This is a genomic window from Sphingomonas chungangi, from assembly GCF_013778325.1.
Taxonomy (GTDB): Bacteria; Pseudomonadota; Alphaproteobacteria; order Sphingomonadales; family Sphingomonadaceae; genus Solisphingomonas; species Solisphingomonas chungangi.
Genome location: NZ_JACEIB010000006.1, coordinates 554,911 through 567,406, shown reverse-complemented (window position 1 = coordinate 567,406; position 12,496 = coordinate 554,911). Strand labels below are relative to the sequence as shown.

13 protein-coding genes are annotated in these 12,496 nt (G+C 63.6%); 8 read left to right on the top strand and 5 right to left on the bottom strand.

Annotation, left to right across the window (positions count from 1 at the left end):
* Positions 1 to 58: 58 nt before the first annotated feature.
* The 5 genes from HZF05_RS11060 to HZF05_RS11040 form a co-directional block, all read right to left on the bottom strand.
* Positions 59 to 2,104: a ParB/RepB/Spo0J family partition protein gene (locus HZF05_RS11060; protein ID WP_160366091.1), complete on the bottom strand. Its 2,046-nt coding sequence runs from the start codon at positions 2,102 to 2,104 to the stop codon at positions 59 to 61.
* Between the two features lie 33 nt (positions 2,105 to 2,137).
* On the bottom strand, positions 2,138 to 3,073 hold the full coding sequence (locus HZF05_RS11055) for a DUF7146 domain-containing protein (RefSeq protein ID WP_343046874.1): 936 nt from the start codon (positions 3,071 to 3,073) through the stop codon (positions 2,138 to 2,140).
* Positions 3,027 to 3,557 carry a sigma factor-like helix-turn-helix DNA-binding protein gene (locus HZF05_RS11050; protein WP_160366090.1) on the bottom strand — a complete coding sequence of 177 codons (531 nt, stop codon included), beginning with the start codon at positions 3,555 to 3,557 and terminating at the stop codon, positions 3,027 to 3,029. The genes HZF05_RS11055 and HZF05_RS11050 overlap by 47 nt, the downstream gene beginning before the upstream one ends.
* 80 nt (positions 3,558 to 3,637) lie before the next feature.
* A complete protein-coding gene (locus HZF05_RS11045) occupies positions 3,638 to 3,823 on the bottom strand; it encodes a hypothetical protein (protein ID WP_160366089.1) in 186 nt (61 codons plus the stop codon).
* A 28-nt stretch (positions 3,824 to 3,851) separates the two neighbouring features.
* Positions 3,852 to 4,766 carry a nucleotidyltransferase and HEPN domain-containing protein gene (locus HZF05_RS11040; RefSeq protein ID WP_160366088.1) on the bottom strand — a complete coding sequence of 305 codons (915 nt, stop codon included), beginning with the start codon at positions 4,764 to 4,766 and terminating at the stop codon, positions 3,852 to 3,854.
* Between the two features lie 702 nt (positions 4,767 to 5,468).
* Between HZF05_RS11040 and HZF05_RS11035 the strand changes: the two genes are divergently transcribed.
* The 8 genes from HZF05_RS11035 (at position 5,469) to HZF05_RS11005 (ending at position 12,496) form a co-directional block, all read left to right on the top strand.
* Positions 5,469 to 6,026: a LuxR C-terminal-related transcriptional regulator gene (locus tag HZF05_RS11035; protein ID WP_160366087.1), complete on the top strand. Its 558-nt coding sequence runs from the start codon at positions 5,469 to 5,471 to the stop codon at positions 6,024 to 6,026.
* Between the two features lie 38 nt (positions 6,027 to 6,064).
* On the top strand, positions 6,065 to 6,436 hold the full coding sequence (locus HZF05_RS11030; protein ID WP_246331926.1) for a hypothetical protein: 372 nt from the start codon (positions 6,065 to 6,067) through the stop codon (positions 6,434 to 6,436).
* Positions 6,437 to 6,445: 9 nt separating this feature from the next.
* Entirely contained in the window at positions 6,446 to 6,970 is a 525-nt protein-coding gene (locus HZF05_RS21880; RefSeq protein WP_246331930.1) for a hypothetical protein, read from the top strand.
* Positions 6,907 to 7,509, top strand: coding sequence for a JAB domain-containing protein (locus tag HZF05_RS11025; RefSeq protein ID WP_343046879.1), 603 nt, complete (start codon positions 6,907 to 6,909; stop codon positions 7,507 to 7,509). Before HZF05_RS21880 ends, HZF05_RS11025 begins: the two co-directional genes overlap by 64 nt.
* Before the next feature lies 1 nt (position 7,510).
* Positions 7,511 to 8,002 (top strand): MarR family transcriptional regulator, encoded by a 492-nt coding sequence (locus HZF05_RS22300; RefSeq protein WP_160366085.1) that lies wholly within the window; start codon positions 7,511 to 7,513, stop codon positions 8,000 to 8,002.
* 277 nt (positions 8,003 to 8,279) lie between these two features.
* Positions 8,280 to 8,822, top strand: coding sequence for an RNA polymerase sigma factor (locus tag HZF05_RS11015; protein ID WP_160366084.1), 543 nt, complete (start codon positions 8,280 to 8,282; stop codon positions 8,820 to 8,822).
* On the top strand, positions 8,819 to 9,835 hold the full coding sequence (locus HZF05_RS11010) for a FecR family protein (RefSeq protein ID WP_160366083.1): 1,017 nt from the start codon (positions 8,819 to 8,821) through the stop codon (positions 9,833 to 9,835). Before HZF05_RS11015 ends, HZF05_RS11010 begins: the two co-directional genes overlap by 4 nt.
* 87 nt (positions 9,836 to 9,922) lie before the next feature.
* Positions 9,923 to 12,496 carry a TonB-dependent receptor plug domain-containing protein gene (locus HZF05_RS11005; RefSeq protein ID WP_160366082.1) on the top strand — a complete coding sequence of 858 codons (2,574 nt, stop codon included), beginning with the start codon at positions 9,923 to 9,925 and terminating at the stop codon, positions 12,494 to 12,496.

The window sequence follows — 12,496 nt, the reverse complement described above, 5'->3', positions numbered from 1 at the left end:
CGAAAAAGGAAAAGGCGCCGGCCACCTCGCAAGGTGACCGGCGCCCGTCGGTCGGAGATCAGGCCGCTTCGGAGATATCCGAGGCGGACGGGTCGTTGGCCACGTCCTCCGCCGGTTCGGCGCCGTTTGCCTCCCCCACGACTCCGGAGTCTTCCTGGTCGCCGTCCGGCGCGTCTTCGACCGGCTCCGGCGCGAAGCGCATCTCGTCCGGCACCCAGCGAAGCGCCTTCGCCTTGACCCCGGCGTCGAGCACGGTCTCGCCCGCGAAGACCTTTTCGGCCGACATGGCGAGATCATGCTTCTTGGCCGCGCCGTAACGCTGGCGGAGTTCCGATCCCCCAATCTCCTCGAACAGCGAGAGGATGGTGGCGCGACTGACCCGGTCGAAATAGGTGCGCGCCGTCGGGCGCCACCAGGCGGCGACATCGATGCCGAGCTTGATCCCGATATGGTCGAGGAAGCCGCTCCCGGTCCTGCCCGCGGGAACCGCATCGATGGTGCGCGCGATCGCCCAGCCGAGCCAGGCGGCACGGGCCTCCTCGCCGAGCGCGCAAAAGGCATCGTAGCGGTCTTCCAGCAAATCGTGATTGAGCCAGCTGCGATCGAGTGCCTCGTCGAGCTTGGTCCATTCCTCGGCGGCCGGCGCGCCGCTTTCGAAGCCGTGCACGCGGGCGGACGGCCTGGATGCGCGCAGTTCGCTGGGAAGGCCGGTGCTGTAGAGGCGCTCGGCGCGCTCGACCATGATGAAGGTGCCGAGATCGAGCGCGAAGGCCGGATCGGTCGCGACATGGGCGGCGATCAGCTCGGTCTTCATCATCGCCAGCTCGTCGAGGAGCCGTTGCGACAGCTTCGGTCGGGCGTCGAGAACCACGTCGTCGGCGTCGGAACCATCCTCGTTGCAGTCCTCACCGTCGCCGTCATCTCCATCAGGTTCGATCGGCGCCGGCTCGGAATAGAGCTGGGCGTGGAGCCGCGGCTGGCCGTCATGGCCGACCACGACATAGGCGATAGCATTGGCCTTTTGCTCGTCGCTGATCTCGGCCGGGCGCTCAGAGAGGCTCGACTGCTCGGCCTCCAGCGCCTCGACCTTCGCATTGAAGGCGTCGGTCGCGTCGACATCATCGTCGTCGGGCTGATCCTCGTAGAGCGCGGTCAGCTCGGCCTCGACGGCTTCGAGACGAGCCTCTTCCGCCTCGGTCAGCGGCACCGGCACGCCGCGCACCGGGATGAGGCCGTGGGTTTCGTTCCACGGCACCTGGACGGAGGGCGCCACCCGGACCTCGGCCAGGCCCTGCGCCTCGCGGAAGCCGATCGCCGCCTGGACGAGCTTCTCCTCGAGCAGCTGATCGACGATATGGGTGTCGAGCCAGCGTTCGGTCGCGGCGTCGGTGAACAGGTCGCCGTCGATGCGACCTCCGGCGGCAACATAAGCATCGCGGCCGACCAGCAGCGCCTTGGGATCGTTGGCGGTGTAGCTGTAGGACGCGAGCTGGCGGCGGATTTCGTTGACGTCACGGCCGTAATAGCTGTTGCGGCTCATATTCTCGAAGACCGCCGCCTGGCGTTCCACGTCGGACGTGCTGGCATAGGCCTTGGCGACATCGAGCGTGATCTCGCCATTGGCCAGCGCGTCGAACACCGGCTCGGCGAGCCCTGCCAGGCGCAGGCGCCCCAGTACGAACGTCTCGGTGACGCCGAACCGCTTGGCGACGTCGGCGGGCGTCTTCTTCTCGGTCTCGATGATGTCCTGGAAAGCGCGGCAGGCCTCGGCCGGGTTCATCGCCAGCGTGAAGAAATTCTCTTCCAGGCTGACCGAGACCGCCTCGGCGCTGTTCGCCAGGACGAGGACGGGCACCTGATAATCGGCCGGGAACTGGCCCTTCTCGATCAGGCGATGGACGCATCCCAGGCGCCGGCCGCCGCCGACGATGCGGTAGTGGCCCTTCTTGCGCGAGACGGGCACGGCGATCAGGTTCTGGCGGATGCCGCTGACGGCGATATTGGCTTCGAGCCGCGCGTCCGCCTCGGGATTGCTGCTCTTTCGGACATTGGTGGGCGATACGGTGCAGGCGGCTGCGCGCACCAGGATGGGAAGGTCTTGCATGGGGTCCTCCGGACATGCGGCCGGACATGACGATCATGCCGCGTACCGCACCTGGTCCCCCACCCCCTTCCCTTCGGCTCGCAGTCGGTCGTTCCAGTCATTGGCCCCCCGCCCCGGCCACCAGCGAAGGATCGACCGGCCGGGTGCGGCATGGACTTCGGCAGCCCGTGCCGCAGCCCTGCGACCCGCAACGTCGTTGTCGGCAAGAATGATCAGGCAGCGAACTCCAAGGGGAATTTCGACCGAGGCGAGTCGCTCGGCGCCCAGTGCCGCCCAGACCGGCAGGTCCAGATAGTGCATGGCCGACAAAGCCGTCTCGATCCCCTCGCCGAGACCAAGCCGGCCGCGCGCCGGGCGGAGGCGCACCGCACCACGTCCTGGCCGGCCCAGCATTCGGCGCGCCGGGTCGATGTCGCGCGCGAGGCGACCATCTAGAGAAAGGAAGGTTCGGTGGAGAGCGACGAGACCCCCGCCTTCCCAAACCGGAGCCAACATAGCCGGGCGAAATTGGAGATTCCGGCCGCTGCCGAACGGCACACGAAAATGGAAGCGCAGGCTGTCGATGGCCGGGTCCAGCCGCCGGGACAGCAGATAGCGCTCCGCTGGCGTGTCGAGGATTGGACGAGCTTCATCCCAGAGAGCGCGGACCCGCGAGAGCAGACGTGGATCGGAAGCGGGGGCAACGCCAGCCGGCGCCTGCGTGGTCATCAGCGCATGGCGGTCCAATCGCCGGATTTCCCGCAGCACGTCGCCGATATCGCAGCCGGCGAAGCAATGATAGAAAAGGCCATAATCGCCGAGCCGGATCGACAGGCTGGGCGAACGATCATCGTGGGCCGGACAGCGGCAGAGCCCCCCGCGCCCGGTCCACTGGCCGCCCAACTGCTCGACGAGCTTTCGGCCGATCTCCGCGAGCCTGTTGTCAGCGAGAACCGGCATGGCCGTCACCGGAGTGGAGATCGCCGCCACAGGTGTCTTCTACGGCCGACACCGCTTCATCGAGCTTGACCAGCGCCGAGGCCAGCCGATGCTCGACCTCGGCGGCATCGATGCCGAATCCGGCAGCGATCGCGGGATAGTCGAGACCACGATCGCGATGCGCGAGGAAGACATCCCTCGTCATCGGCGGGAGCGCCGCGAGGGCTGTTTCATGCGCGGCGCGGCGGCGGTCGTCGTGATCCTCGCACGGTACATAGACCCAGGCCGGCAGCCAATTGGCACTCTCCGACGCGAGCGGGGGATCGAACCTCAGCCAGGGTGGCGATCCAAGCAAGCGCCGCGCACGCGCCAGTGTGCTGACGGCTGGACCAACCCGCCGGGCAAAATAGGCATCGATCCGGCCGGCAAGCCGGTAGCTGGTCTCGTGCGGCGCGTGGCGGAGACCGTAATTCGGTCGGTCGTTCAGCAGCGCGAGCGCGTCGCGGAGCAACGCGTGAGCGGGGGTGTCGTCCATTGGGGGAAATCCTTGGCGGAATGTGCACCCGCCGAGCGCGGGCCTGTCCGCCCCTCCCCCTCCCCTTTACGATCCGCCGATCACGGATGGACCGCGATCACCGCAGGCGCAGAACGCTCCCGCAGCAACTGCAAATGTTCGGTGAAAGCCTCGAGGATCGTATAGTCCGTGCTCGTGTGATGGTCGGCATGGCCCTTGCCCCAGCCCGCCTCGATCGTCTCCGCCAGCAATTCGACCTGTGTCGGCGTCAATGCAAAGTCCGTCACGTTCCTGGCTCCTTCGGCCGCGCATTGCCTAGCCGGCGTCTTTCGCAAGCAGCTCGATCCGTTCGCTGCTGATCGCGTGAACGACCTGTCCGAGCTGCTCGACCCGCTCGCCGAGCCAAGTCAGTTCCTCTTCGCCGATCACGTAATGCTTCGAATAGCGAGCCTTCACATAGGCTTCCTTCAGCTTCTCGAACATCGCACGCTGCTTGCGATCGTCCCGCGGCCACACGTCGTAGAGGCGCCGGTCGAGCTTCTCGGCCTGCTTGCGTAGGAAGCTGAGATTATGGTTGTGCGGGGTATAAAAGGTCGAGACCAACATCACTCCATGGTAGAGGCTCTCCGCCGTCTGATGCAGGAGAAAGGATGCCTTTTTCCAGCGACGCTTTGACATGTAGAAGTCGAAACCGTCCTTAAAGTCGACCGCGCTGGTCATCCACTCGTCGAAATACTCCTTCGCAGCCGCCAACGCCTCCTCCGGCGTCTTCGGTTTCGGCGTGTGCAACGGCGTATCGTCCGACTGGTAGAGCGCGATCCCGTCGCCCACGATGTCCATGAAGAAGAAGCGGCCATGCGCGAGGCCGTCATTCACCTGCTGGAGCGAGTGCACAATGAAATTGACCGGCGTGTGCAGCGTCTTGTTGACGACGAGATCGGTGGTCAGGCGTTCGTCGGCATCGACCCACTGCTCCCGCTCGGCCAGCTCGCGCTGGTTGACGATGACGAGAAGGTCAAAATCCGAAAGATAGCCCTTCGCGGTATGGGGCTCGTCCACCCAGCCGCCCCGCGCATAGCTTCCGTAGAGGATGATCTTGAGGATCTTGCCGCGCTTGCGCTCCCCGGTGGCGCGCGCCTTGGCGGCTTCGAATTCCTCGAACAGGATGTGGATGACCCGCTCCAGCTCGCGCTGCTTGGCGTGGGGCAGATGATCGAGATCGGTACGCATCGATTGCTTCCTTAGCATCGGACGGGCTCGCGTCGAGAACCGCCACACCTGCCAACTCCGATCCCTCCTCCGCTCCAGACGGAGTTCCCGATCCCCCGGAATACCAGGGCCACGCCAAGGAGCCGGAGGCAACACATCGCGCAAGCCTGCCACATCGCCCGCTTCGCACTTCAACGGCAGCGGATCGTTACCCGGCAGGGCCGAGATCCGGCGCAGCCGGAGCTCGGTCGGAGCCGCAGGCTCCGATAGAGCCGCGGTGCCCGCGCATGCGGGCAGCCGCCATCCTCCTATTCGTTCCGCGCCCCATTCCCATTCGATCAACGGTCGCGCCCAACGCTCGCATCGGACAGCGCCAGCCAACGCGAAACCGCACAGTGAAGACAATGTCTTGATGGCTCCTCGCCTCCGAACAAGCCCGGTTCGGTCCATTTCGGTGGGTGTTCACAAGCAGCGCACGTCTCGAGACCGCCGCCGAGTCCGACTCACCTTCACCTCTAAGGCGGCTCGTGACGCACCCCTCAAGACAAGAGGGCGATGCCTTCACGGCCCGCCGTCATCGACCTGACATATTTATCAAAACTTCACGGCTCCAGCGGTGTATAGTACATCATCCGTTGCCACAGGGAGTGAAGATGGCACGCGTACAGGCGTTTGCGGCCGGGGTCGGCTGCAGCGATTCCCGAATCGGTCCGGGGTCCGATCGTGGCCAGCGCTGAGGATTTCGAGCGCCTGACCGATCGGCACAAGGAAATTCTCCGACTCGTCCAGCGGCGGTTTGAAACCAAAGACATATCCCACGAACTCGATATGTCCCCCGGCCGGGTCAACAAGGACATTGCCCAGATCAAGACGATTCTCCGCGTTCAACGGCGCGTCGCAGCCGCGCGGCTTTTTCACGAATTCGAGGCGCAGCACGCGCCTGCTTCAGAAGGACATTCAGTAGCCGGCTATCCGATGTCACTGCCCGAGGCGGAAATTTCCCGCTCCAATCAACCCGTTGTCGAACCACTCGGGACGCAACGGGACGATCCGGACGAGTTCCGAGAAACCCAGATGCCCTATGCGGCGGCGGGTACGCTCTCGCTCTCCATCCCGCTGCCGTTCCCGACCAACGGGAGGCCGCGCAATGACCTGAACACTCTCAGCACGACACTCGTGGTGATGGCCATGACGCTCCTTGGCGCCGGAATGGCCAGCTCGATCGTGTCGTTCGTCATGAACGTCAATCGCCTCTTCCTGAACCTGCGAGGAGGCCAATGAACAAGGGGCCCGCCCTCGCAAGAGCGTGCGGTGTGAACATGATGCTGAACAAGAGACTGGCCGCCGGCCGCTTCGTTGCCGACAAGCTGTTCGCCGCAGAACGCTCGGTGGACATCACCTATCGGGACCTCGCCGAGCTGAACGCCGCCATTCCGACCGCCCGCCTGGATGCCAATCTGTCCGCAATGATCGGACAGGACGTTTTCGAGAGCAGCGCGGAGGCGATGATGCTGGCCGCCCGGATGCGCCGGCTCGTGGTCGAAGCGCACGCACGGCTCAAGGCGGCCAGCAATGAGATCGGCCTCCGCGAAGTGAGCTGGGGCGACGAATACAAACAGCCGCCGCTCTCGGCTGAGGCCGATCAACCGAAACGACTCGACGGCCCGCCCCCTCTGCGCCGCGCTGCCTGAGGCCCGGGCTTGGCGTATCTCACGGCACTCCACGTAACGGCAGGCGCGCTGCGCATCGCGTTGTTCAACCTGTTCTTGCTGGTGTCGTGCGGATACGCCGCCTGGCGGGGCGGCGCGCCGGAACGGATCGGAGCCGGGATCTTCCTTCTGGCGGCCGTACTCACTGCGCTCGTCGTCTCGCCCTACGCATCGCGCTTTCACCATATCGAACACGGGTTGGTCGCGGTCGACTTCGCCGTCTTTGCCGCGTTCTTCGCGTTGTCCCTCGCAAGCGAGAGATTCTGGCCCCTATGGATTGCCTCTTTGCAGCTGATCGCGGTCGGAACGCATCTGGTGCGGCTCATCGCACCCGACCTCATCCCTCGCGCCTATTCGGAGATCGTGACCTTCTGGGCCTATCCGATGCTGCTACTGCTGATCGTGGCGACCCGGCGCCACGAGTTGCGGCTGAACAGGTTCGGTCGCGACGCATCCTGGAAGACGTCATCAGCCTCTGCGCCCCCGAAGCCGCAGCCGATCTCGCAGACCGACTGATCGCGCGGTTCGGATCGACCGGCGCCGTCTTTGCAGCCCATCCGTCAGACCGCGCCGCCATTGTTGGTCAGGACGCCGTCGCCCGCGTTTTCGATCTCGTCATTCGCGCGATGCGGCATGCGCTGCACGAGAAGGCGATGAAACGCCCCGTCCTGGCCGACCAGGACGCCCTGATGGCGTATCTCGCGTTCGACCTGCAGCATGCGCCAGCCGAATGCCTGCGCGTTCTCTTCCTCAACGCGCGCAACGAGTTGCTGTCGGAGGAACTCGCCTTTCAGGGAACTATCAATCGGGTCCATGCCTATCCACGGGAAATCGTCCGGAAGGCGCTGGAAACGCAAGCGACCGCCCTCCTGCTCGTCCACAACCATCCCTCGGGTGATCCCACTCCCAGCCGAGAGGACATACGCCTCACGCATGCCATCCATGCGGCACTCCGGCCGCTCGACATCCGGCTGCACGACCATCTCATCATCGCACGGTCCGGAACGGTAAGCCTGCGCGTCTCCGGCTATCTCTCCGACGGCGAGGAGAGCTGAGGTGAGCGTCTCCCATGCAAATGTCCGCGATGATGCAAATCCCGCCGACGATCCCATTGCGCGGCTCATCGGCCTTGCAACGTCGTTCGAGATCTCGCTGGCCGCACTCAACACGCAGATTGCGGTGGAGACAGGCGGGCCACCCAACGAACAGAGCCGCACGATAGCAAGCAGGACGGCGATACAGATCGTTGCCTTCCGCCAGAAAATTCGGGAACTGGCGGGCGCCGAGTTGATGCCCGATTCCGGTCTCGATGTGGCGCTCGAGCTATTCTCGATGCAGGTCCACGGCCGCAGGATGAGCGTCATGGACGTTTGCGCTGGGCTCAAATTCCCGCATTCGACCACGAGGCGATGGCTCCAGAAAATGGAGCTTACCGGGCTTGTTGATCGTCAGGAAGATCCGGATGACCACCGGCGCGACTGGGTTAGTCTGAAGCCGTCGGTCTGTGAGACAATCCGCCTGCTCCTCGGGCGCTTTTCGCGAGAATGACATCTTGATCAGGCGCGTCGGGCTGCGCATAACATCCGGGCAGGACGCTTCCGGCTGGCGCGCGGCCCTGTGGGATATTCCCGCCAGGTATCACCACGTCCGATCTTTCAGGCCGGGCGGTCGCCGGATCGATGAGGGCACAGCCCGAAGCGGACGAACGACGCACCGGTCTCACACCATCCGTTTGATGGTGGCGCTGCCTTTGCAGGCGGACGAGCATGTCCTGTTGCTCCGAATTCGTGGCGTGTGCCGCGCGACCCGGGCTTGGCGGCCCGGGATGGTGACGCCCGACAGGGACGATCCCGACGATCGGTCGCCGATCGACGCTGGTGACCTGGATCGCATCTATCGCGTCGAGGGGCCGCGGCTCGCGCGCTATCTCGGACGGCGGCTGCCTTCCGGGCAAGACGCGCTCGATCTCGTGCATGAGGCGTTCCTCCGCTTTGCCAAGGCCCGATCCGACCGTGCCCTCGATCGACCGGGAGCCTATTTGCAGCGCATCGCTCGCAACCTCCTGATTGATCGATCGAAGCGCCCCGAGTCAAAGTTCGCAGCGCTGCATGTCCCGATCGAGACCGGCGACGAGCTTCGCGAGGAGGCACGACAAGAGCAGGAGATCGAACTGAAGGACATGATCGGCCAGTATCGACAGGCTCTGGACGAGCTTCCGCGGAAAACGCGCGAGGTGTTCCTCCTTCAGCGGGTTCACGATCTGACCTATCGGGAGATCGCCGAACGCATGGGCATCAGCATTCCGACGGTTCAATATCATATCGCACGGGCTCTCGTGCATCTCGACCAGCGACTGGACCGGCTATGACAGACAGCGAGCAACCCGTGCCATCTGATGGACAACTCCGCGAGGAGGCAGCTGCCTGGTGGGCGGCGATGCATGGAGAACAGGCGGACGCATTGCGCCCGGACTTCGAGGCCTGGCTCAACCGGGGAAGCTACCACCGCAGTGCCTACAATCGCATGGGCGAAATCCACGCCTTCGGCAAACATCTGAAGGAAGAATCCGATCTTGCCGCCCCGCTACCGCCCACAGCGAACAAAAGTGGACGCGGCAAAAATGCGGCGGCCACAGCAATCTTCGCGTGTGGCCTACTGATAGGCGGCCTGAGCTACCGCCAGGCGACAATGCAGGCGCTGCTCCCACCTGTGCAGGATGAATCCGGAAGTAAGGCACCTTTCCAGCGGATCGCAACCCAGGCCCTGTCGACCCGGATCGGTGAGGTTCGGACGATCGGTCTTTCCGATGGCACTCGGGTGATCCTCGACACGGACAGTCTGATGTCGGTCAGCTTCCAGCCGGACGTGCGTACGGTACGGCTGGAGCGCGGCCGGGCGCGGATCACGATCGGCGCCGATCCTCGCCCCTTCAAACTGATGGTCGGCGACAGGAGTGTGGACGCGACCCACGCGACCCTGGACGCCGAGAAACGCAACATGTCGACTACCGCGGTGCACGTCGTCGCCGGCGACGCGTCGGTCACACAAAGCGGTGACAAGACTGAAGGCGTCCCACTCGCAGCAGGGCAGTCAGCGGCGATCGATGCGACTGCGCCGACGATACGACCGATCGCTGAACCCACGAGCTCGTGGCCGACGGGCGTGATCGACGTCGACCGTATGACTCTCGGCGATCTCATCGCGGCCTCAAACCGCTATTCCAAGAGCCAGATCGTACTCGGCACTGCCGATCTGAGCGCGCTCAAGGTCTCCGGCCGATTCCGCATCAACGACACAGCGAGCCTCGCGCGGCGCCTGGCTCTCCTTTTCAACCTCCAGTTGGATACGTCGACCAGCGAGCGCATCATCCTCCATATGTAAAAAATGTTGCAGGCCGTCTCATAAACGGCCGTCACCCCGAAGTTGCAGTTCCCGGGCGAGCCGAAACCACGCCCGCCGGGGGACTGCATGATGCTCACCACCAAATATCGGATTCGCTTTCTCGCTGGCGTTGCCGCGATCACCATGTTCGCTGCCGTCGATACCTCTCTGGTGGCAACGGCGCCGCAGCAGCTCGATATTCCGCAGCAAAATCTCTCCGACGAGCTGCACGCGATCGCCCGGGCAACGGGCCGCGACATCATGTTCGCGTCAGACGATGTCGGTGATCGGCCGGGTAAACCTATCCATGCCACCATGACCGCCGATCAAGCGATCGACTTTCTGCTCGAGGACAGCGATCTCGTTGCCGATCATCGCCCGGACGGGATCCTGATCCGGGGGCGACCGGCCAAACAGGCGGAGATGGGCGCCAGTGCGCCCGCATCACCCGAAATCCTCGTCACAGGCACGCGCATTCGGGGAGCGCCTGTCGCCTCGCCCGTGATCCGGTTGACGCAGGAAGATATCCTCAACGCCGGTCAAAGTACGATTGCCGAGGTCGTTCAGAGCATCCCGCAGAATAGCGGCGGCGGCCAGAACCCTCAGATTGGCAATAACGTGCCGAGCGCAAACGGCGTCAACGTCGGATCGGGTACGACAGTCAACCTGCGGGGCCTCGGTCCCGACGCTACGCTGACACTCGTGAACGGCCACCGGCTCGCCTATAACGCTTCGCGGCAGGGCATCGACGTCTCGACCATTCCCGTCGCCGCCCTCGATAGAATCGAAATCGTCGCAGATGGATCATCCGCACTTTATGGCTCCGACGCCGTGGCCGGGGTCGCCAACATCGTTCTCAAGAAGGATTTCAACGGGGTGGCAACCTCCGCCCGTCTCGGAGCGGCGACAGACGGTGGTGACGAACAGCAGGAGTATAGCATCGTCGCCGGACGTCGGTGGACGAGCGGCGGGTTCATGGTCGCCTACGACTTCGAGAAGGACACCGCGATCGTCGCCCGCGAACGATCCTATGTGGCAGAGCGCTCACCCGGCCTGACCCTCCTTCCGGCCCTGGAGCGGCACAGCGTGGTCGTTACCGGCCATCAAGACATCTTGCACAACCTGAGCTTCGACATCGATTCGTTCTACAATTGGCGAAAAGGCTACAGCAGCTACTCGGCGATCCCCGGCGAAGATTATGTCGTCAACAGCACCTCGCGATCCAAGTCGTTCGTGATTGCGCCCTCCTTGACGCTTACTTTGCCCGATGATTGGCGTGTCCAGATCCCTGGCATGTTTGCCATCGACCGCACACAATACGGGAGCAACCAATATTTTAACGGCGACCTCGTCGTCCCCGTTGGCGGTTGCTATTGCAACAAGGCAAACTCGATCGAACTCAGCGCCGATGGACCGATCTTCCACATGCCGGGCGGAGCTGCGAGGATCGCGATCGGTGGTGGCTACAGAACCAATCGGTTTCATGGCACGCAGGCGGTGTTCGGCGAGCTCTTTACCGATGTGCATGCGAGCCAGGATGTCGGCTATCTTTATGGTGAGCTGAACCTGCCAATTGTTGGGCCGGATCAGGATATCCCTTTCGTGAACAAGCTCAATCTCAGCGGAGCGGCCCGCTGGGAAGATTATCGGGGTATCGACAAGGTTCTTACACCCAAGATCGGTCTGATCTATTCGCCGTCGGCTGACCTCGACCTCAAGGCGAGCTGGGGGCGTTCCTTCAAAGCTCCCACGCTCTATCAACTGTATAGCGAGGGCTTTGCCTTCCTTCGAACAGCGTCATCGCTTGGTGGCGAAGGACTGCCCGCATCCGCGACGGCGCTTCTCCTGACCGGTGGCAATCCCGATCTCAAGCCTGAGCGTTCCCGGAACTACTCAATCACCGCGGTTCTCCATCCGACCGCTTTGCCCAACGGCCGGATCGAATTGAGCTACTTCAACGTCCGTTATCGTGACCGTGTCGTCGAGCCTATCACCTACCTTGCGGAGGCGCTCTCCAGTGCGAGCTATGCAGACCTCATCGACTTCAACCCTTCAGTGTCGGAGTTGAATGCGGCGCGCGCCGGCCGATCATTCGAGAATGACACGACGTTTCCCGATGACCCAAGCCAGGTCGCGGCGATTGTGAACGACCAATATCTCAATGTTTCGAGCCAACTCATTCACGGGTTCGATCTCGCCGGCAGCTACAAGATCGGCTTGTCGGATAGTCAGGTGACTCTGTCTGGCGACGCCAGCTATCTGCACAGCAGCCAGAAACTGAGCGCAGCGCAGCCGAGCACGCAGCTGGCTGGATCCCTGTTCAATCCACCCCACTTCCGCGCCCGCGTCGGCGCAACATGGGTCGGGCATGTCATAACCGGCTCCGCCTTCGTCAATTATATCGGCGGTGTCGACGACGTCCGCTCGGAGCCGAGCCCACGTGTCGGATCGATGACCACGCTGGACCTCGCTTTCCGATACCGAGCCACCGCCCAATCGTCCTGGGCGCACGGGTTGGAACTGAGCCTCGCGGTCCAAAACCTGCTCAATGCGAAGCCGAAAATTATCGCAACGGAAAATATCTACGACGCGCCCTACGATACGACGAATTACTCGGCGATCGGTCGCTTTGCCAGCTTCACGGTTTCGAAGCGGTGGTAA